Raw genomic sequence first — 19,223 nt, 5'->3', positions numbered from 1 at the left:
ACCACCCCCCCCCGGGCGGCCCCCCCACCTACCCCAAACAACCCCCCCCCCCCGGGGGGGCGGGGGCCCGCCCCCGGGGCGGGGGGGGGGGGGGGGGCGGGCGCCCCCCCCCCCCCCGACGGTGCCGGGGACTCCGGCGCTCCCGAGAAGTCCTACTCCGCCGACGCCGTGGTGTTCCGGATGGACCACGTCGGTGGGTTCACCACCCCGGCCATGCTGGCCACCCGACTGCCCGCGATCAGCGTCTACGGCGACGGACGGGTGATCACCCAGGGGCCGGTCAACCTGGTCTATCCCGGTCCGGCCCTGCCCAACCTCCAGGTCGGCACAATCAGCACCGATGAGCTGGAGAACCTGATCAAGGCGGCCCGGGAGGCCGGGGTGGGTAAGGTCAGCGACCTGGGCAGCCCGCCGGTCGCCGACGTCCCCGCGACCCGGTTCACCATCTTCGACGGGACCAGCACCGAGCAGTTGGAGGTGCAGGCGTTGGAGATGGGCGCCGAGCCCGGCGCCGACCCCGGCCAGGGGGTGACCGCCGAGCAGCAGGCCGCCCGGGACAAGCTACGGGCCTTCGCCGAGTCCCTGACCACGGAAACCGGCCCGCTGGGCAAGGCGACCACGGACACCCAGGCGTACGCGCCGACCGCCGTCGCCGCCGTCGCCGAGGACTACGTGACCAACTCCGAGGTCGGCGACCAGCCCGAGGCGGCCTGGCCGGGCCCGGCGCTGCCCGGCGCCGAGCTGAGCAAGGACCTGGGCCTGAGCTGCGTCACCGCCACCGGCGATCAGGCCAAGCAGGTGCTGGCCGCCGCCGCCAGCGCCAACACGGCCACCCCCTGGGTCTCCGAGGGCAAGCAGTGGACGGTCCACCTGCGGCCGCTGCTGCCGGACGAGACCGACTGCGGCGACCTGGCCAGCAAGCGCTGACCCGGCCGCCCGTGGCACGCTGCACTAGGCTGCACCGCGATGAACCCGCCCGCGCGCATCCTGGTCTACGGGGTCCACGGCTCCGGCAAGTCCACCCTGGCTCACCGGCTGGCCGAACGGCTGGGGTTGCCCTGGCACCCGGTCGACGACCTGCTCTGGGAGCCGGGCTGGGTGGAGGTGCCGGTCGCCGTGCAGCGCAGCCGGATCGAGGCGATCTGCCGGCGCGAACGGTGGATCCTCGACGGGGCCTACCACGGCTGGCGGGACGTACCCCTGTCCCGCGCCGACCTGGTGATCGGTCTGGACTATCCGCGTGGGCTGTCCTTTCGCTGGCTGCTGCGGCGCACCCTGCGCCGACTCTCCACCGGGGAGGTGATCTGCAACGGCAACCGGGAGTCGCTGGGCAGCGTGCTGGGCTGGGACTCCGTGCTGCGCTGGCACCTCACCGGGTACAGCCGGGAACGACGCCGGATGCGGGCCTGGCAGCAGGACCCGGCCGGGCCCCCGGTGCTGCTGTTCGACACCCCGCAGGCCTTGGAGCACTGGCTGGCCGGCCTGCCCCGGTAGGCCGGCCCACGCTCACAGCCGGCGTTCCCGGGCCACACTGATCGCCTGCGCCCGGTCGACGACCTGAAGCTTGGCGAAGATGTTGGAGACGTGGTTGCGCACGGTCTTGGTGCTCAGCCCCAGCCGGGTGGCGATCTGCGGATTGGTCAGGTGCTCGGCGATCAGGGTGAGGATCTCCCGCTCCCGGGTGGTGAGTTCCGGGAAGGCCGGCTCGTTGCGGGCCAGCCCGGCGAAGTACCCCATCAGCCGGGTGGCGATCGCCGGACCGAAGATCGCCTCACCGTCGGCCACCACCCGTACCGAACGGATGATCTCCTGACGGCGGGCCCCCTTGAGGACGTAACCCCGGGCCCCCGCCCGCAGGGCGGCGAAGACCGAATCGTCGTCGTCGGCCATGGACAGGATCAACACTCGGGCGTGCGGACTCATCCGCACCAGCCGTTGCGTGGTGGCGATGCCGCCGATGCCGGGCATGGTCAGATCCAGCAGCACCACGTCGGGCTGGAGGCGAGCCAACACGGCCAGCGCCTCCTCGCCGCTGGCGGCCTCACCACACACCTCGATGTCGCCGCTGGTGGCCAGCAACGCCCGCAGCCCCGTCCGGAACGGCGCGTGATCATCGACCAGCAGTACCCGGATCTGATCCATCGGTCCCCTTCGTGCCGGTGAGCAGGGTAGCGGTGACCTCGGTACCACCACCCAGGGTGGAGGTGACCACACAGGAACCGCCGAGTTCCTCGGCCCGTTCCCGCATCGAGTGCATACCGACGCCGTCCGGTCGGCCCGGCTGGCGGCCACATCCGTCGTCGCGTACCTGAAGGTGCAGCAGGTCCGCCTCCACCCACAGCCGCAGCTCCACCCGGTCGGCCCGGGCGTGCCGGCGGGCGTTGTTCAACGCCTCCACCGCGATCAGGTACGCCGCCACCTCGGCGGCGGCCGACAGCGCCGGCAGGGCCGCCGGGACCTCCAGGAGTACCTGCGGCCCGTCGGAGGGGCCGGTGGCGATGTGCGACCGCAGCGCCGCCGCCAGGTCCATGGTGTCCAGGGCGGGAGGGCGCAGACCGTGGACCAGCCGTCGTACCTCGGCCACCGCGGTACGGGCGTCGACCACGATCTCCTCCAGCAGCCGCTGCGCCGGGGCACCCGGCCCGAGTTCCTGAGCCGCCTCCGCGCGCATGGTCAACCCGGCCAGGGTAGGCCCCAGGCCGTCGTGCAGGTCCCGCCGCAACCGCCGACGTTCCTCCTCCCGGGCCAGCACCAACTGTTCCCGGGACCGTTGCAGGTCGGCGGCGAGGGACTGGGCCCGGTCGAGAGCCCGGACCGCCTGCACGGCCACCCCGATGTGCCGGGCCAGATCCCGCAGCAGCCGCAGTTCCCGGGCGCCCAGGGTGCTCTCCCCGGCCCGGGGACCGAGCAGCAGGTGTCCTACCGGCGTACCGGCGGACAACGGCAGCCGCACCGGCTCGGCGGGGGGCGCCCCCAGCCGGTACGACCACCCGTCCACGGTGGCGATTTCCACGTACGACAGTTGCAGCGCCTCGCGGACGGTGGCGGTGCTGGTGGCCAGTACGGCGGCGGCGTCCTGGGTCTGCTCCAGCCGCTGCCCCAGCCGGGCCAGGACCGCGTACGGGTCGTCCCGTTCGCCGTACACCAGCAGGTTCACCCGCCGTTGCAGCCAGTGCCGCACCGGGGCTACCAGCAGGGCGGCCACCGCCGCCCCGACGAAGGAGACCGGCAGGCTGGCCGAGGTGCCGAAACCGGCCCCGAGTAGCCCGACGACCAGCACGTAGGTGCCCCCCACGACGGTCGACAGGGCGACGAACACCGCAGTCCGGCTGATCAGCAGATCGATGTCGAACAGCCGGTGCCGCCGGATGGCGATGCCGATCGCGATCGGGATCAGGGCACCACTGATCCCACCGGCCAGGTCCCAGAACACGTTGCCGTACGGGAAGGGCCCGGGTCGCCCGTCGGTCAACCCGGCCACCAGCCGGGCGGCCACCACCGCGACCGCCAGGGCCACCGCGTACCCGAGCCACTTGACCTGCTGGCGGCGTACCCCGTGGGCCCGGCGGGCCTGCCAGGTCAGGGTGGCGCCGGCCGCCAGGAAGACCAGGGCGCTGGTCAGGGTGGCCACCCCGGCGGTCAGATCGGCCACCGGCTGCCAACCCGGGACCCCCAGGGGGTTGACCGCGCCGACCGGTGCCACCTGTTCGTTGGCCCCGGGCCGCAGGGCCCCGGTGACCATCGCCGCCGCCCCGGTGACCAGCACCGCCCAGATCGCCGGCCGCCACCTCGGCGAGGGCGGCCGACCGTCCGGGAAGAAGACCGGGATCAGGGCCAACGCCGCGTTGCCGGGCACCCACAGCCAGTTCTGCGGCCAGGCCAGGGCGGCGGCCATGGGCAGGGAGCCGGGCTCCACGACCAGGCCGTGTGCCGCGTACTGGCCGCAGGCCTCCTGCAGGGCGAAGCAGAAGGCGCTGGTCAGGGCCAGTACGCCGATCGGGTGCCCCGGGCGCGCTGCGGCGATCGTCGCCCCGACCACCGCACTGGCCACCACCAGGAACAGATGGGTGACATCGTTGACCGTGGCCCGGTTGAGCACGGCCAGGGCCATCGCGCAGGCGCACAGCAGCAGGGTGGTGACACACACCGGCCAGGCCGCCCGGCGTACCCAGCCGAGTCGGCGGTCCGTCGACACCTCGGCGGGGGTGTCGGCCGTACGGTGGCTGGTCATGGCCTCGCTGACACTAGCGGCTGCATCCGTTGCGGTGGATCGGACGACCGGCCCGGCACCTCGTACCTGATGCCGAGCCGACCGATGCGGTTCCGGGGGCGGCACGGTCAGTTCCGGGCGGGCCGGCTACCCTGACCGACCGCCAGGGCCAGTCCGGCCACGATCGTCCAGATTCCGGCCGGCACCAGCGCGATGTACTGCACCGGGGCCAGTTGGGTGGCCGCGATCAGTACGGCGATCACCGCGCTGAAGACCGCGAACCAGCGGCTCACCGAACCATGCCGCAGCCCACCGACCGCCACCGCACTGGCGCTCAGCCCGATGCCGCCCCACAGCCAGGTCATGGTGGCGACGATGGTCAACTGCGGGGCGATCACGTCCGGGTCGTACTGTTCGGCCGAGCCCAGGGCGAAGAACAGCTCCGTCGAGATGCCGCCGCCGACCAGCAGCCCGACCAGCACCAGCCCGACCCCGGTCGCGGCCAGGGTCGGCACCAGACTGTCGGCCGGTTCCTGGGCCGCCAGGTACCGCCGCAGCCCGGCGGCGAAGACCGCCAGGCAGACGATGGCCACCACGGTCACCACCTGGTGTGCCCAGACATGCCCGGTGCGCTCGGTCAGGGTGGCGACGTACTCGGCGTTGTCGCCCCGGAACTGCTCGGCGGGTTCGGTGAGGGTGGCCGTGGTGAAGATGCCGACCAGGCCGACCAGGCCGCCGACCGCGCCGGAGAGGGCCCAGGCCCGTCTCGGGCGTACGGCCTGCGGTGGCATCCCGGTCGGGCCGGTCGGTGTCGTGGCGGGATACATGGGTGGTCGCCTCCTCGGTCGGTGAACCTCTTCGGCACCGACCCTGTCGCCCGACCGACCCGGCCCACATGTGTCATTCCGTCCCGACCGACCGGGATTTCCCCGGGACACCCGCTGGATCGGGGTTCGGAGTGACCGAATCGACGCTCGATTCTGCCCGGGAACGGCCTTTTATCGCCGAATGCCCGAGACTTCTTCTTGACTCATTCCAGAAAAGCGGCAAGACTGCACGGCATGCCGACGCCCGAGGATCTCGAACAGTTGCTGCGTGACGCGGCGCTGCGCGTGACCCGTCCCCGGGTGGCGGTGCTGAAGGCGGTGTACGCGCAGCCGCACGCCGACACCGAGTCGATCATCAAAGCGGTCCGGCAGGACCTGCCCGGCGTCTCCCACCAGGCCGTCTACGACGTGCTCCGGGCGCTGACCGGGGCGGCCCTGGTACGACGCATCGAACCACCCGGTTCGGTGGCCCGGTACGAGTCGCGGGTCGGTGACAACCACCACCACGCGGTGTGCCGGTCCTGTGGCCTGATCGTCGATGTGGACTGCGTCGTCGGAGCGGCGCCCTGCCTCACCGCCTCCGACGACAACCACTTCGAGATCGACGAGGCCGAGGTCATCTACTGGGGCCGGTGCCCGGACTGTTCGACCGCCCAGATTTCCTGAACCACCCGTTCCCGCAATCCTGGAAGGATCCCCGTGGCTGAGAAGCACGACGCAGTCGTAGGAGACATGCAATCGGAGGAGAGCGAGGGTCGCTGCCCGGTCACGTCCGCGCGCGCTCCGCACCCCACCCAGGGCGGGGGGAACCGCGAGTGGTGGCCGAACCGGCTCAACCTGAAGATCCTCGCGAAGAACCCCGCGGTGGCCAACCCCCTCGGTGTGGACTTCGACTACGCCGAGGCGTTCAAGAGCCTGGACCTGCCCGCCGTCAAGCGGGACATCGCCGAGGTGCTGACCACCTCGCAGGACTGGTGGCCGGCCGACTACGGCCACTACGGCCCGTTCATCATCCGGATGGCGTGGCACAGCGCGGGCACCTACCGCATCAGTGACGGCCGTGGTGGCGCCGGCGCCGGTCAGCAGCGCTTCGCCCCGCTGAACAGCTGGCCGGACAACGCCAACCTGGACAAGGCCCGCCGCCTGCTCTGGCCGGTCAAGAAGAAGTACGGCAAGAACCTCTCCTGGGCCGACCTGATGATCCTCGCCGGCAACGTGGCCCTGGAGACGATGGGCTTCGAGACCTTCGGCTTCGCCGGTGGTCGGGCCGACGTGTGGGAGCCCGACGAGGACGTCTACTGGGGCCCGGAGTCCACCTGGCTCGGCGACGAGCGCTACACCGGTGAGCGGGAGCTGGAGAACCCCCTGGCCGCGGTGCAGATGGGTCTGATCTACGTCAACCCGGAGGGCCCGCACGGCAGCGGTGACCCCCTCGCTGCGGCCCGGGACATCCGGGAGACCTTCCGCCGGATGGCGATGAACGACGAGGAGACCGTCGCCCTGATCGCCGGTGGGCACACCTTCGGCAAGACCCACGGCGCGGCCGACCCGAACAAGTACGTCGGCCCCGAGCCCGAGGGCGCCTCCCTGGAGGAGCAGGGCCTGGGCTGGCGGAACACCTTCGGCACCGGCAACGCCGGTGACACCATCACCAGCGGCCTCGAAGGCGCCTGGACGAACACCCCGATCGCCTGGGACAACAGCTTCTTCGAGATCCTCTTCGGCTACGAGTGGGAGCAGACCCGCAGCCCCGCCGGAGCGATCCAGTGGAAGCCGAAGGACGGCGCCGGCGCCGGCACCGTCCCGGACGCCCACGACCCGACCCGCAGCCACGCCCCGACCATGCTCACCACCGACCTGTCCTTGCGGGTCGACCCGATCTACGAGCAGATCTCGCGGCGGTTCCTGGCCAACCCGCAGGAGTTCGCGGACGCCTTCGCCCGGGCCTGGTTCAAGCTGACCCACCGGGACATGGGCCCGATCCAGCGCTACCTCGGCCCGGAGGTTCCCAGCGAGACCCTGATCTGGCAGGACCCGATCCCGGCGGTGACCCACGAGCTGGTCGACGCCGAGGACATCGCCGCCCTCAAGCGCCAGATCCTCGACTCCGGGCTCTCCGTGGCCCAGCTGGTCTCCACCGCCTGGGCGTCGGCCTCGACCTTCCGAGGCAGCGACAAGCGGGGTGGCGCCAACGGTGCCCGGATCCGCCTCGAGCCGCAGAACGGCTGGGAGGTCAACAACCCCGACGAGCTGGCCCAGGTGCTGCGCACCCTGGAGGGCATCCAGGCCTCCTTCAACGCCGCCCAGACCGGTGGCAAGCAGATCTCGCTGGCCGACCTGATCGTGCTCGCCGGCTCCGCCGCCGTCGAGAAGGCCGCCCGCGAGGCCGGGGTCGAGGTCGAGGTGCCGTTCACCGCCGGGCGTGCGGACGCCACCCAGGAGCAGACCGATGTGGAGTCCTTCGCGGCGATGGAGCCCACCGCCGACGGGTTCCGCAACTACCTCGGCAAGGGCAACCGCCTGCCGGCCGAGTTCCTGCTGATCGACAAGGCCAACCTGCTGAACCTCAGCGCGCCCGAGATGACCGTGCTGGTCGGTGGCCTGCGGGTCCTCGGCGCGAACTACCAGCAGTCGAAGCTGGGTGTCTTCACCGCCACCCCGGGGCTGCTGACCAACGACTTCTTCGTCAACCTGCTCGACCTGGGCACGGCGTGGAAGTCGACCTCCGAGGACGCGAACACCTTCGAGGGCCGCGACCTCGCCACCGGTGAGGTCCGCTGGACCGGCACCCGCGCCGACCTGGTCTTCGGCTCGAACTCCGAGCTGCGTGCGCTGGCCGAGGTGTACGCCAGCGACGACGCCCGGGAGAAGTTCGTGCACGACTTCGTCGCCGCCTGGGCCAAGGTGATGGAGCTGGACCGCTTCGACCTGGCCTGATCCACCCTCGACGCCCAGGTCGGCCCGTCCCCCGGGCCGCCCTGGGCGTCACCCTTTCCGGTCCTGTGCTCCGAGAATGATCGGCGTGCCCAGCTCGGGTAGCGGCTCCAACCAGGCCAGGTGGCCGTCGGCGACGGCGATGGTCCGGCTACCGGCGGCGTCGGTGGCGGTCAGCCCGATGCCGGCCCGACCGGAGGGCGCGATGCGCTGATCGTCCTCCAGCGCGAGATGCAGCATCGGCCCGCCCGCAGCGAAGGCGGCCACCCCCGCGTCGAAGGCCGGACGGCGGTCGACGGGCACATGGATCCGGGTCGCGGTGTGCACCACCAGACGCGGCAGCCCGGCCGGAAGGCTGGCCGCTACCTCGGCACCGATCTCGGCGACGTCACCGCGTAGCACCCGCGGCGGATCGTCGGCCACCACCCGCATCGCCTCGGCCAGCAGCGCCGCCTGAGGCGCGTTCTCCGGCCACACCAGCGCGCGTAGCCAGGCCCGGTCCCCGGCGTCGGTGAGATCGGGCGGATCGAGATCGACCCCCACGACATCGGCGACGACCGGCAGTCGGGTGAGATCGGGCAGCAGCCGAGCCTCCGGAACCTCCACCCGGACGTGCACCCCCGAGGTAGGGTCGCCGACGGTGCTGTCGCCCACGCTGAAGGCGTACCGGTCGGCGCGCAGGTTCAGACCCGCACTGCACCCCACCTCGACGACGCAGACCGGCGCCCGCGTGACCGCGCGCAGCAGCGCCAACCCCAGCCGGGTCACCAGGGACCGTTGCACCTGGTTGGTCTGCACCAGCCGGGTGGCCAAAATCGCCGAGATCCGGTCGGCGTGCGCCAGGCAGAACCGGGTGAAGACCCGCCCGGTGTCCGCGTCGACCGCCCGGGCCCGCGCCCCGACGACCGATGGGTAGTACGCGGCGAGCGGATCGGTCACGCCGTCCAGCAGCAACTGGTGCACGGCCCCGAACAGGGCAAAGGTCGGCTGCTGCCCCGGCCGGGCACCCGCCGCCAACTCGACCAACGCCGGATCGTCCGCCACCACACCGAGCAGATGCCGGTACAGCGGCGAACTGTCGAACCCACGCGCCGCCCGAAACACCTCCGCCGTCCCCACACCCCCCATTCCCCGGACTCTATCGGACCCCTTAAATGAATCTTGGTACGAAACCGCCCCTCCGAGGGCGCTTGCATACCAAGATCTGCCTGCGGCCCTGTCGAGCTGATGGCGTGGGCGGATCGTGGTGACCGGCCAACCCCGTGGCGTCTCGGGTGAGAGCGCAGACGGGTCAGCTCGACAGGGTCGCGACAGGGCTGGCTGGACCGGCCAGGTGGACCGACCGGGTCGCCGCTGCCGGGTGCCTACAGGTTGCGCTTGTTGAGCAGGCGGTTCGGGGTGCCGGAGAGGCTGCCGCCGACCACCCCGGCCGCGTGCGGGGTGGCCATCGAGGTGCCGTTCAGGCTCGAGGTGGTGGAGGTGGGGTACGTCGAGACGATCGCCGAGCCGGGAGCGTAGAGGTCGACACACGAGCCGGTGGAGGAGTAGCTGGCCCGGGCGTCGGTGTTGGTGCTGGCGGCGACCACCAGGGCGGCGGTGAGGTTGCGCGGCAGCCGGTCGCACGAGTTGCCGCCGGTGTTGCCGGCCGAGGCGGCCAGGAAGACCCCACTGTTCATCATGTTGGTCAGCGCGGTGGCCAGGGTGGAGCTGTAGGTGTAGTTCCAGGAGGCGTTGGCCATGGCCGGTTTGTTGGCGTTGCGGGTCACCCAGTCGACCGCCCCGACCGCGGCGGACAGGGTGCCGCCACCGCCGCAGTTCAGCCACTTCACGCCGTACAGTCGGACGTTCTTGGCCACCCCGTGGCTGGCGCCCCCGATGGTGCCGGCCACGTGCGTGCCGTGGCCGTTGCAGTCGGTGTTGTTGTTGTCGATCGCGTTGTACGCGAAGGTGGCCCGCCCGCCGAAGTCGGGATGGTTGGCCTGGATGCCGCTGTCGATGACGTAGGCGTGCACCCCACTGCCGGTGGAGGTGTAGGTGTAGCTGCGCGACAGCGGCAGGCTGGTCTGGTCGATGCGGTCCAGACCCCAGGAGGGCGGGTTGCTCTGGGTGGCGTCGAGCATGTCGTACTGGATGATGTCGCGTTCGATGCTCAGCACGTCGGCGTTGTGCGACAGCTCGGCGAACATATAAGGCTGTGGATGTTACGAATCGGTGTCGGGTTTGCCGTCCGGTGTCACGAGCTTCCTGCCATGAGCCTGCCGTGCCTCGGTGAGCCCGGCGGCCTGCCGACTGAGCGCCTCTACCTGCTCGCGCAGTCGGCGTACGGCGTCCTCGTCGGCCCCCCGCACCGCCGTGACCTCGTCCAGCAGCCGGGTGTAGTCACTGGCCAGCCGCAGATACTCCGGTTGGGTCTGGATCCGGCGGCCCCCGAGTCGCTGCTCCAGGTCGACGATCTGCTGGGCCAACTCGGCCATGGCCGTGCTCAGGGCGGCCCGCCCGTCGGCGTACTCGGCACGCCGCGCCTGCCGGGCCTCGGCCAGCCGACCGGCCCGGCGCCCGAACAGCCAGAGGGTCGCCGCCCCGGCCAGGACACCCCCGACCGTCGCCCCGGCCAGCAGATAGCGCGGCAACGAGGGGCTGATGACCCGGGCCCCGTCGGGCACCGTGCCGGCCCGTACCAGCAGGTCGTAGTTGAGGGTGACCACCTTCAAGGCTTCCAGCGGCTGGTCGACGAAGAGGTCGACCCCCCGGCTGATCGTCATCTCCATCACCACCGCGCGACCGAAGTCCCGGCTGTCCCGCTGCGGGAAGCGGGAACATCCGTAGGTGTCCCAGTCCTGCTCGGCCCGGCTGATCGCCAGCACCAGGGTGCCGGAGGCGGCCCCCTCGGTCTCCTTGCAGGCCTCCCGCAGATCGTCGCCGGGGGCCATCAGCAGCACGACCAGCCGCCGGTTGCCGATGATCCGCTCCGCGGCGGGCTCGTCCAGGTCGACCCCCGGCGCGACATACACCGAGGAGGCGCGGACCTCCCGGGCGATCCGACCGTCGAAGATCCCACCGGACCACAACGCCCACCCGGCCAGCACCAGAGCGGCCAGCGAGGCAATCCCGAAGGTGCTGCCGAACAGGGTGCGGACACCTCGGCGGAGCATGGGGGTCACGACAACCGTCCCTGGAGGTAGTTGGCCGGTCGGTAGCTGGCGATGCCCACCACCCGGGCGGCCTCGTCCAGTTCGGTCGTCGCCTCGTCGAGCAACTCCCACACATGGCGGGCGGGCAGGCCCTCGTCCAGTGCCTGACGGGCGGCCTGAAGCTTGCCGATGCCTCGGGTCAGCGCCGGATCGCTGCGGGCGTCGGTCAGCAGCGACACCTCGACGGCCAGGGAGGTCAGCCCGGCCAGCCGAGCCGCGTCGGCGCCGTGGCGGGCCCGAGGCGGGCTCCCCAGCACCCCCGAGCGGCGCAGCGAACGGGCCGACAACACCAGGAACCCGGCCACGCAGAGGGTGAAGATCCAGGGCAGGGCCGGCAGGGCCACCCGCAACGGGTCCACCGGCCGGTACGGCAACGGCCGGTCGAACAGACCGGCGTACCGAACGTCCGTCACCTTGCCCAGGTAGACGCCGAGCACGTTGAGCTGCGGATAGTCGTACCGGCTGAGTCGGTCACCGAACTGGGCGTAGAAGCTGCCCGCGGCCAGGTCCGCGAACTCGGCCGCGGCCGGACCGTGGTACTCGATCCACCCGCCGTACAGCACCACGATCGGCTGGTCCGGGACGAGCCGGGTCAACGCCGGACCGTACGCCGGCAACGGCTTCCCGTACGGCTGGGCGGGCAGGGCGACGAACCAGGCCCCGTCCGGGAAGGCGGCCCGCGCGGCCTGCTCCGGTACCCCCTCCAGGGTGGCGCCCCGGCCGACGTGCAGCCCTCGGGCGCGCAGGTCGGCCAGGACGGTGGCCACCTCCCGTTCGGAGGGGTCCCGCCACCGCAGGTCGTCGACCTCCGCCGGGGCCGGCGCCTCCCGCAGCCTGGCGATGAGGGCGATCAGCGCGTCGGTCACATCCCCGGTGGCGAACCGGGCCCGCCATCCGGCCAGGGTGTCCGGGGTGGCCACCAGGCCGCCGCCGCTGACCTGGGTACCGATCACCCGTACGGCGGCGTTGTCGACCTCGCGTACCCGCTCGCGGGCGGCCTCGTCCAGGCCGGGCGGTGCTACCAGGATCCGGATGTCGGCGTCCCCGATCGCCTCGCGTACCCGCTGCTCGTTCCAGCGGGCCACCGCACCGGGCAGCCGCACCACCGCATCGGCGGCCACCAGGGTGGTCATCTCCTGGGTGGAGGGCACGGTGACCTCACCCAACTCCCCGGCCGCGCCCTCCTCGACGCGCACCGGTGAGGAGGGTGACTGGCCGTAGCTGACCTCGACACTCTGCCGCTGGGCCAGCACGAACACCACCAGGATGATCACCGCCGAGGCGAGCAGCAGCCACCGCAGCACGTACAGGTTCCGCAGGATCCGGCCGGTCACGACTGGCCCCGCCACAGCCGGTCGGCCTGCCGGGCGTGCTCCGTGGCCGCCTCAGCCGCCGCCGTACCGCCGCGCTCTGCGGCGAGCAGTTCGGCGCGGGCCAGCAGCCGGTCGGCCTCCGGCAGCCGTACGACGGTCGCGTCCCGGCTGACCGTGGCGCTGTCGATGGCCGCCCGCGCCCTAGACCAGGCCACCCGGGTGGCTCGGGTGCGGTGCCGTAGGCGGGGCAGCAGGGTGGTGGCGATCCCGGCGGTCAGCAGCAGTACGCCACCGACCGACCAGATCAGCAGGGATGGTGACATGCGCTCCCACCGTCCGAGGGGTTCGATACGGCTATCTGTCTAACCCAACGGCGCCGGCCCTGCCACGCCAGCCCCCACCCGACGGGGTGAAACGTGGGGTGGCCCACCTGGACCAGGCCGTCCCCACCGAGTGACCCGGGTTCCGCTTGTAGGAGATCTTGGACAGTTACCGTCGAAAATCGGCCGGAAACTGTCCAAGATCTCCTACATTTCGATGCCTTCGGGTGGGGCCGAGCCGGTGGGCAGGGAAGACGGACCATCGGGACGAATCCGTCCGCCCCGGCTGATCCGCAGCGAGTCGGGCGTCGTACGTTAGGAGAACCGAACGACGAACGCACCCTCGGTAGTCGCTGCCGAAAGGAAGGACAGCCCTATGCCCTCTGCCCGGATCGCCGACAACCTGGGCCACGCCCTGAACAGCCTGGTCGACCGGGTGCCGGGGGCACAGTTCGCGGTGGTGCTCTCGCCGGACGGCATCAGGCTGGGGGCCTCCCGGGGCATCGACGGCGAACTGGCCGAGCAGTTGTCCAGCATGGTCTGTGGGCTTCAGGCGTTGGGCACGGCCGCCGCCCGGGTGTGCGGCGAGGGTGAACTGCACCAGGTGGTGATCCAGATGTCCCGGGCCTTCCTGTTCCACGCCACCACCGGCAACGGGGCGATCCTCACCGTCGGTATCGACGGGGACGCCGAGGTGGGCGACATGGCGTACGAGGTGGCCATGTTCGTCGCCCAGGCAGGGGAGTACCTGCCGGTCTACCTGGAACCGGCAGTGGCCGAGGTCTAGCCGGTCACCCGTCGTACGGCGGGACCGGATCGGCCACCTGCCACAGTTCGGCCGGCAGGTGCGCGATCACGTCGTCGTACTCGTCCGCGGTGGTGGCCGTACGGATGGTGTCCAGCACCGCCTGGATGCCGATCTCGGCCAGTTCCGGGTCGACGTCGGCCCGCCCGCTGACCCGCTCGACGAACACGTCGAGACCGAACCGCTCGGCGGCCTCATGGGGGGCGAAGGTGTACGCCCGCATTCCTTCCGGAAGCTGGTCGGCCAGGTCCCGGGCCTGTCCGCCGTCGATCCGCTCGGCCAGGGTGGTCAGGGTGGCCCGCGCGATGGCGGCCGCCTGTTCGGCCGACGCCCCGGTGCGGCGTGCCACGGAGTCGATGAACTCGTTGTCGTCCACCTCGCCGACCCCCTTCTCGCTGCGGATGTGCCGGGTACCCGCGCAGCAGCCCAGCAAACGGCGCCGCCGCCGACAGCGGCCAGCCCAACGGCGCCCCGCCGACAGCGGCCCAGCGCAAGGCGGCCGTAGGAGCGGATCTTCGGGGAGGACCTTGACGCATCGCGGGATATCGATACGATCTGCGCAATGCGACGGCCCCTCCGCCAGGTGCGGACGAACACCCCTGAGCCGACCGACCTCCACCCCGCATGGCTGCCGCCCGAGGTCTGGGCCGCCATCGGCGCCCGCCGGACCCTGATCTGTGGACAGGGCCTGCTCATCGACACCGTCCAGGCCGAGGTCGAGCAGGCCGCCGACCGGTACGGCGGCACCGCCCGGCGGATCACCGCCGAGGCCGACCTACCCCCGGCGGACCTGGTGCTGGCCCTGGCCGCCGACCTGCCCCGCCCCCGACCCGCGGACCCACCCCCGACCGACTCCAAGGCGACCGTGGCCGAGGCGGCCGAATCCAAGCCAGCCGCCCTCACCCCGACCGACTCCGAGGCGGCTGGGGTGTGGGCGGCGCTCGCCGGCGCCCGGGCGGAACTCGCCACAGCCGAGGCGCTGGGCGCGGAGGACTTCGTGGTGACCCGGCACCACGGGGTGACCGTGGTGGTGGCCGGCGCCCCGGCAGGGCTGCTGTACGGACTCTTCGAGGTGGTCCGGCTGGGGGAGTCCGCCTTCGGCCGGGGACACCGGGTACGGGTGTGTCGTCCGGTCATGGCCCGCCGGATGCTGGATCACTGGGACAACGTCGAGGTGCACCCCGTGATGGGGCAGGTGGAACGCGGCTACGCCGGTGGGTCGATCTTCTGGCGGGAGGGTGGGCCCCGGGGGGACCGGGACCGGGTCACCGCGTACGCCCGGTTGCTGGCGGCCTGTGGGATCAACGCCGTGGCGGTGAACAACGTCAACGTGCACGCCACCGAGGCGCGGCTGCTCACCGAGCGGCTCGACGACGTCGCCGAACTGGCCGACCTGCTGCGCCCGTACGGCATCGGGGTGCACCTGGCGGTGAGCTTCGCCGCCCCGGTCGTCGTCGGTGGCCTGCCCACCGCCGACCCCCTGGACCCGGCGGTACGCGCCTGGTGGGCCGAGACCACCTCGCGGGTGTACGCCCGCATCCCGGACTTCGGCGGCTACCTGGTCAAGGCCGACTCGGAGGGCCAGCCGGGTCCGTTCAGCTACGGCCGGGACCACGCCGACGGGGCCAACCTGCTGGCCGAGGCCCTGGCGCCGCACGGCGGGGTGGTGCGCTGGCGGGCCTTCGTCTACAACCACCGGCAGGACTGGCGGGACCGCTCCACCGACCGGGCCCGCGCCGCCCACGACCACTTCGCGCCGCTGGACGGCCGGTTCCGGGACAACGTGATCGTGCAGGTCAAGCACGGGCCGATCGACTTCCAGACCCGGGAGCCGGTCTCCCCGGTGATCGCCGCGATGCCGCACACCCGGTTGGCGGTGGAGTTCCAGGTCACCCAGGAGTACACCGGCCAGCAGCGCCACGTCTGCTACCTGGCCCCCTGGTGGAGCGAGGTCCTCGGGTTCCGGCCCTGGGGCGACCAGGGGGGTACGGTCGCCGAGGTGGCGGCCGGGGGCGGGGGTCTGGTCGCGGTCTCCAATGTGGGCGACGACCGGTTCTGGACCGGGCATCCGCTGGCCCAGGCCAACCTGTACGCCTTCGGCCGGCTCTGCTGGAATCCCGGGCTGCGCCCCCAGGCGGTGCTGGACGAGTGGATCGACCTGACCTTCGCCCCGGACCGATGTGCCGATCCGGACCTGCTGCGGCGCACCCTGCACGAGATCATGGACGACTCCTGGCGCAGCTACGAGCGGTACACCGCCCCGTTGGGGGTGGGCTTCATGGTCCGGCCCGGTCACCACTACGGCCCCGACGTCGACGGGTACGAGTACACCCCCTGGGGCACGTACCACTTCGCCGACCGGGACGGGGTCGGGGTGGACCGGACCCGGGCCACCGGCACCGGCTTCACCGGCCAGTACCCCGCGCCCTGGTCGGAGGTGTACGAGTCGGTCGAGAGCTGCCCCGACGAGCTGCTGCTCTTCTTCCACCACGTGCCCTACGACCACCTGCTGCACAGCGGCAGGACGGTCATCCAGCACATCTACGACACCCACTTCGACGGCGTACGCGAGGTCGAGGCGATGTGCCGGCGCTGGGAGTGGCTGGCCCGGCTGGTCGACCCGGCGGTGCACGCCCGGGTCACCGAGCGGCTCAGGGAACAGTTGCGCTGTGCGCGGGAGTGGCGCGACCAGGTCAACGCCTACTTCCACCGCAAGTCCGGCATCCCCGACGCCCACGGCCGCACCCTGCACTGAGTCCGCGGCGGGAGCGTGTGGTGCTGGCTCCGGTCAGCGACATGGCGGTGGCTCAGCGGCGGGTGGCCAGGACCACTCCGGCCAGGCAGAGGGCGCCGCCGGCCAGGGCCAGGAGTGCCGGCACCTCGCCCAGCAGCATCCAGGACAACCCGACGGTCACCGGCGGGACCAGGTAGGTAGCGGCGGTGGTGCGACCCGCGGTCCAGCGGGACAGCACGTACCCCCAGGTCAGGAAGCCGATCGCGGTCGGGAACACCCCCAGGTACAGCATCCCCAGGGTGGCTCCCTGCGGCGCGGTGGCGAGTTCGTCGAGCAGGGCCGGTGCGAACGGCAGCAGGGCGATCGTGCCGGCCAGGGCCCCCAGCCAGGTCATGGTCACCGCCTCCACCCGGGCCAGCAGCCGCTTCTGAAGCAGTACCCCGAAGGCGTACAACACCGCGGAGAGCGCGGCCAGCGCCACCCCGAGCTGGTCGACGTGCCCGGTGAAGCCGGTGGCGGCGATCAGGGCCACGCCCACGAAGGCGACCGCCACCCCGACACCTAGCCGGCCGGTCAGCCGCTCGCCCAGGACGAGGGTCGCGGCCACCGTCACCAGGATGGGGGCGATTGCCACGAGCAGCGCCGCCGTCCCGGCGTCGACCAGCTGCTCCGCGGCATTCAGAGCCACGTTGTACCCGCCGAACCAGGCAGTTCCCCAGAGTGCGATGAGCCCCAGGGTTGCCCCTCGGGGCCAGCCGGTACGACCACCGGCGGGGCGAGCGCGGCGACGTCGGGCGGTCAGCGCCACGAAGGCGCTCAGCGCTATGGAGGCTGCCAGCATCCGGCCCAGGGCCATGGCTCCGGGGGAGTAGTCGTGCCCGGCGAACCTGATGCCGACGAAGGCCGAGGCCCACAGCAGCACCGTGATCGCGGCGGCGGCGATGACCGGCCAGGACGAGGGCTGGGTGGAGGGTCTCGGGCGCGGACGCTCGGCGGGGGAGGCGGTCTTCAGGCTGGTCATAGGCCGATTCTGGTCCGCTGGACAGTTAAGCACCAGCGACTGTTTCTTCACGACTCTTAAGTTTGCCTATATGGTTGGCGGGTGCTCGATGTCCACCGCCTCCGGATCTTCCGGTCCGTCGTGGCCTCCGGGTCCGTCCAGGCCGCCGCGGCCAACCTGGGCTACACCCCCTCCGCCGTCAGTCAGCACCTGACCGCCCTGCAACGCGAAACCGGCCTGGCCCTGTTCGCCCGAGCCGGCCGGGGGATGCGGCCCACCGCCGCCGGGCACGCCCTCGCCGCCGAGGCGGATCGGCTGCTGGCCCGGGTCGGCGAGGCGGAGTCACTGATCGCGGACCTGCGCGCCGGGCGCACCGGGGTGCTGTCCATCGCCTACTTCGCCTCCGTCGGCGCGGCCTGGATGCCACACGTGGTGCGGCGGATCATCACAGAGCTGCCCGGGGTGCGGCTGGACCTGACCCTGCGCGAGGACATCCCGCCCGTCCGGGAGGAGCGCCCCGACCTCCAGTTGGTGGTGGCGCCCGCCGGCTTCGACCCCGGCTCGGGCTTCACCGCCCAGCACCTGGTCGACGATCCGTACGTCGCGGTGCTGCCGGCCGGGCACCGCCTCGCCGGCCGGGCGCAGGTGGAGTTGGCCGAACTGGCCGAGGACCGCTGGGTGGACAACGACTTCGCCCGGGGCTGGTGCCGGGCCAACCTCCTGGAGGCCTGCACCGCGGCGGGCTTCGCCCCGACCTTCGGGGTGGAGGCGCACGACTATCCGACCGCCCTGGCCTTCGTCGAGGCCGGCATCGGCCCGACGGTGCTTCCCGCCCTCGGCGCGGTGCGGCTGCCGCAGGGGGTGACCCGGGTCGGGCTGCTGCGTCCCACCCCGATCCGGTCGATCCACCTGGTGATCCACGACGCGGTGGAGCACACCCCGGCGGTACGGATCGCCACAGCGGCCCTGCGGGAGGCCGTGGCCGCCGTACCCACCCGCTAGGTGAGGTCTGCGGCGGTGAACTCCTGGCGGATGATGCTGATCATCGGCTCGCCGCCCCGGACCAGGGCCAGCGCCAGCACCGAGGCCAGCGCGGCGAGGGCGGCCTCCGAGGCGACCAGGGTCAGCGCCGTCGCCGCTACCAGCAACAACCCCACCCCGATCACCACCACCGGGGTACGCAGCACGAAGTAGCCGGCCAGCCGGAGCACGTCGCGCAGCCGGAAGGTGAACAGGGAGGTGATCACCAGCGCGTTGATGCCGACCACGGCCACCCCGGCGGCGACCAGCACCAGGGGCACCACCCACCAGCGGGGCAGCCCCACCGCGGTCAGGTTGACCAGGTTGACGGCCAGCAGGGCCAGCCACATCAGCATCGGCACCCACACCAGCAGGGCTCCCAGCAGGTTCACCCGGTAGCCACGCCAGAACAGTCGGGCCGGGTGCAGTTCGGTGAGGTCCAGGCGCTGGTGGTGCAGGGCGTACAGGGCGGCGGACAGGGCCGGGCCCAGGGGCACCGCGCAGACGGCGACCAGGGGCAGGTTGCTCACGTGCCGTTCCAGGGCGAACGACGCGACCAGGCCGGGCGCCGCGCAGACCAGCAGCAGCACCTCGACCACCAGCAGGGTGTAGACCAGCGCGGCCACCCGCGACAGCGGCCCGGCACCGAACTCGCGTCGGGTCGCCGTACTCACGAGGCCCCCGCCGCAGGGATCCGGCCGCCGGGGGGTACGGCGAGGTTGGTCGGCATCGGTTCCTCATCCTCCGCAGGGGTGCGGGGGGGGGGGGGGGGGCGCCCCCCCCCCCCCCCCCCCCCGCCCCACCACCCCCCCCCCCCGCCCGCTAGACCCCGGGGTCGCCGGCACAGACGTCCCGCCTGGCCGATTTGT

The 19,223-nt window shown here is 72.2% G+C and carries 17 protein-coding genes and 1 pseudogene; 7 read left to right on the top strand and 11 right to left on the bottom strand.

All coding sequences use genetic code 11. The features are described 5' to 3' along the window. Positions 1–180 precede the first annotated feature (180 nt). On the top strand, positions 181–927 hold the full coding sequence (locus ACGFIK_RS05865) for a hypothetical protein (RefSeq protein ID WP_393337918.1): 747 nt from the start codon (positions 181–183) through the stop codon (positions 925–927). Positions 928–966: 39 nt separating this feature from the next. Beyond that, a complete protein-coding gene (locus ACGFIK_RS05860; RefSeq protein WP_393337916.1) occupies positions 967–1,494 on the top strand; it encodes an AAA family ATPase in 528 nt (175 codons plus the stop codon). Between the two features lie 12 nt (positions 1,495–1,506). Here ACGFIK_RS05860 and ACGFIK_RS05855 read toward each other — a convergent pair whose 3' ends face one another. From ACGFIK_RS05855 to ACGFIK_RS05845, 3 genes are all read right to left on the bottom strand, one after another. Next, the gene (locus tag ACGFIK_RS05855; protein ID WP_327025294.1) at positions 1,507–2,142 is read right to left on the bottom strand and encodes a response regulator transcription factor; all 636 of its coding nucleotides are present in this window, start codon (positions 2,140–2,142) and stop codon (positions 1,507–1,509) included. Further along, positions 2,111–4,231 (bottom strand): sensor histidine kinase, encoded by a 2,121-nt coding sequence (locus tag ACGFIK_RS05850; RefSeq protein ID WP_327025295.1) that lies wholly within the window; start codon positions 4,229–4,231, stop codon positions 2,111–2,113. The genes ACGFIK_RS05855 and ACGFIK_RS05850 overlap by 32 nt, the downstream gene beginning before the upstream one ends. 107 nt (positions 4,232–4,338) lie before the next feature. Next, the gene (locus tag ACGFIK_RS05845; protein WP_327025296.1) at positions 4,339–5,037 is read right to left on the bottom strand and encodes a hypothetical protein; all 699 of its coding nucleotides are present in this window, start codon (positions 5,035–5,037) and stop codon (positions 4,339–4,341) included. Positions 5,038–5,271: 234 nt separating this feature from the next. Between ACGFIK_RS05845 and ACGFIK_RS05840 the strand changes: the two genes are divergently transcribed. Both ACGFIK_RS05840 and katG read left to right on the top strand, forming a co-directional pair. Beyond that, positions 5,272–5,703, top strand: coding sequence for a Fur family transcriptional regulator (locus ACGFIK_RS05840; RefSeq protein WP_327025297.1), 432 nt, complete (start codon positions 5,272–5,274; stop codon positions 5,701–5,703). A 66-nt stretch (positions 5,704–5,769) separates the two neighbouring features. Further along, a complete protein-coding gene (gene katG, locus ACGFIK_RS05835) occupies positions 5,770–7,974 on the top strand; it encodes a catalase/peroxidase HPI (RefSeq protein WP_327027082.1) in 2,205 nt (734 codons plus the stop codon). A 48-nt stretch (positions 7,975–8,022) separates the two neighbouring features. Here the strand turns inward: katG and ACGFIK_RS05830 are convergent, their stop codons facing one another. From ACGFIK_RS05830 to ACGFIK_RS05810, 5 genes and pseudogenes are all read right to left on the bottom strand, one after another. Beyond that, positions 8,023–9,099, bottom strand: a complete 1,077-nt coding sequence (locus ACGFIK_RS05830; RefSeq protein WP_327025298.1) for a DUF2332 domain-containing protein — start codon at positions 9,097–9,099, stop codon at positions 8,023–8,025. 236 nt (positions 9,100–9,335) lie between these two features. Next, positions 9,336–10,148 (bottom strand): annotated as a pseudogene (locus ACGFIK_RS05825) (S8 family peptidase); the annotation flags it as partial. A gap of 24 nt (positions 10,149–10,172) precedes the next feature. Next, positions 10,173–11,123: a hypothetical protein gene (locus tag ACGFIK_RS05820; protein WP_327027083.1), complete on the bottom strand. Its 951-nt coding sequence runs from the start codon at positions 11,121–11,123 to the stop codon at positions 10,173–10,175. Between the two features lie 5 nt (positions 11,124–11,128). Further along, the gene (locus ACGFIK_RS05815; protein WP_393337911.1) at positions 11,129–12,496 is read right to left on the bottom strand and encodes a hypothetical protein; all 1,368 of its coding nucleotides are present in this window, start codon (positions 12,494–12,496) and stop codon (positions 11,129–11,131) included. Further along, positions 12,493–12,798, bottom strand: coding sequence for a DUF6403 family protein (locus ACGFIK_RS05810; protein WP_393337908.1), 306 nt, complete (start codon positions 12,796–12,798; stop codon positions 12,493–12,495). Before ACGFIK_RS05810 ends, ACGFIK_RS05815 begins: the two co-directional genes overlap by 4 nt. A gap of 373 nt (positions 12,799–13,171) precedes the next feature. On the opposite strand from ACGFIK_RS05810, the gene ACGFIK_RS05805 reads away from it, so the two are divergent. Beyond that, positions 13,172–13,582 (top strand): roadblock/LC7 domain-containing protein, encoded by a 411-nt coding sequence (locus tag ACGFIK_RS05805; protein ID WP_327025301.1) that lies wholly within the window; start codon positions 13,172–13,174, stop codon positions 13,580–13,582. A gap of 4 nt (positions 13,583–13,586) precedes the next feature. Here the strand turns inward: ACGFIK_RS05805 and ACGFIK_RS05800 are convergent, their stop codons facing one another. After that, positions 13,587–13,976 carry a DUF2267 domain-containing protein gene (locus ACGFIK_RS05800; protein ID WP_327025302.1) on the bottom strand — a complete coding sequence of 130 codons (390 nt, stop codon included), beginning with the start codon at positions 13,974–13,976 and terminating at the stop codon, positions 13,587–13,589. Positions 13,977–14,162: 186 nt separating this feature from the next. On the opposite strand from ACGFIK_RS05800, the gene ACGFIK_RS05795 reads away from it, so the two are divergent. Continuing rightward, positions 14,163–16,355 (top strand): alpha-glucuronidase, encoded by a 2,193-nt coding sequence (locus ACGFIK_RS05795; protein ID WP_393337904.1) that lies wholly within the window; start codon positions 14,163–14,165, stop codon positions 16,353–16,355. 52 nt (positions 16,356–16,407) lie between these two features. Here ACGFIK_RS05795 and ACGFIK_RS05790 read toward each other — a convergent pair whose 3' ends face one another. Then, positions 16,408–17,355, bottom strand: coding sequence for a DMT family transporter (locus ACGFIK_RS05790; protein ID WP_393337901.1), 948 nt, complete (start codon positions 17,353–17,355; stop codon positions 16,408–16,410). An 81-nt stretch (positions 17,356–17,436) separates the two neighbouring features. Here ACGFIK_RS05790 and ACGFIK_RS05785 point away from each other — a divergent pair, with 81 nt between their 5' ends. Then, entirely contained in the window at positions 17,437–18,336 is a 900-nt protein-coding gene (locus tag ACGFIK_RS05785) for a LysR family transcriptional regulator (protein WP_393337899.1), read from the top strand. Here ACGFIK_RS05785 and ACGFIK_RS05780 read toward each other — a convergent pair. Further along, complete coding sequence (locus ACGFIK_RS05780) at positions 18,333–19,028, bottom strand: DUF624 domain-containing protein (RefSeq protein WP_393337896.1); 696 nt, start codon at positions 19,026–19,028, stop codon at positions 18,333–18,335. The two genes, ACGFIK_RS05785 and ACGFIK_RS05780, sit on opposite strands and share 4 nt — an antisense overlap. Positions 19,029–19,223: the final 195 nt, after the last annotated feature.

Source organism: Micromonospora sp. NPDC048871 (assembly GCF_043198155.1).
GTDB lineage: Bacteria > Actinomycetota > Actinomycetes > Mycobacteriales > Micromonosporaceae > Micromonospora.
Note: the sequence above shows the minus strand (reverse complement) of the source record. Positions and strands in the feature narration are given on the sequence as shown.

What these genes read in the sequence shown, in the direction of transcription:
- ACGFIK_RS05865 (WP_393337918.1), top strand. Translation starts at nt 181, where the DNA reads ATGGACCACGTCGGTGGGTTCACCACCCCGGCCATGCTGGCCACCCGA.
- ACGFIK_RS05860 (WP_393337916.1), top strand. Translation starts at nt 967, where the DNA reads ATGAACCCGCCCGCGCGCATCCTGGTCTACGGGGTCCACGGCTCCGGC.
- ACGFIK_RS05855 (WP_327025294.1), bottom strand. Translation starts at nt 2,142, where the DNA reads ATGGATCAGATCCGGGTACTGCTGGTCGATGATCACGCGCCGTTCCGG.
- ACGFIK_RS05850 (WP_327025295.1), bottom strand. Translation starts at nt 4,231, where the DNA reads ATGACCAGCCACCGTACGGCCGACACCCCCGCCGAGGTGTCGACGGAC.
- ACGFIK_RS05845 (WP_327025296.1), bottom strand. Translation starts at nt 5,037, where the DNA reads ATGTATCCCGCCACGACACCGACCGGCCCGACCGGGATGCCACCGCAG.
- ACGFIK_RS05840 (WP_327025297.1), top strand. Translation starts at nt 5,272, where the DNA reads ATGCCGACGCCCGAGGATCTCGAACAGTTGCTGCGTGACGCGGCGCTG.
- katG (WP_327027082.1), top strand. Translation starts at nt 5,770, where the DNA reads ATGCAATCGGAGGAGAGCGAGGGTCGCTGCCCGGTCACGTCCGCGCGC.
- ACGFIK_RS05830 (WP_327025298.1), bottom strand. Translation starts at nt 9,099, where the DNA reads ATGGGGGGTGTGGGGACGGCGGAGGTGTTTCGGGCGGCGCGTGGGTTC.
- ACGFIK_RS05820 (WP_327027083.1), bottom strand. Translation starts at nt 11,123, where the DNA reads ATGCTCCGCCGAGGTGTCCGCACCCTGTTCGGCAGCACCTTCGGGATT.
- ACGFIK_RS05810 (WP_393337908.1), bottom strand. Translation starts at nt 12,798, where the DNA reads ATGTCACCATCCCTGCTGATCTGGTCGGTCGGTGGCGTACTGCTGCTG.
- ACGFIK_RS05805 (WP_327025301.1), top strand. Translation starts at nt 13,172, where the DNA reads ATGCCCTCTGCCCGGATCGCCGACAACCTGGGCCACGCCCTGAACAGC.
- ACGFIK_RS05795 (WP_393337904.1), top strand. Translation starts at nt 14,163, where the DNA reads ATGCGACGGCCCCTCCGCCAGGTGCGGACGAACACCCCTGAGCCGACC.
- ACGFIK_RS05790 (WP_393337901.1), bottom strand. Translation starts at nt 17,355, where the DNA reads ATGACCAGCCTGAAGACCGCCTCCCCCGCCGAGCGTCCGCGCCCGAGA.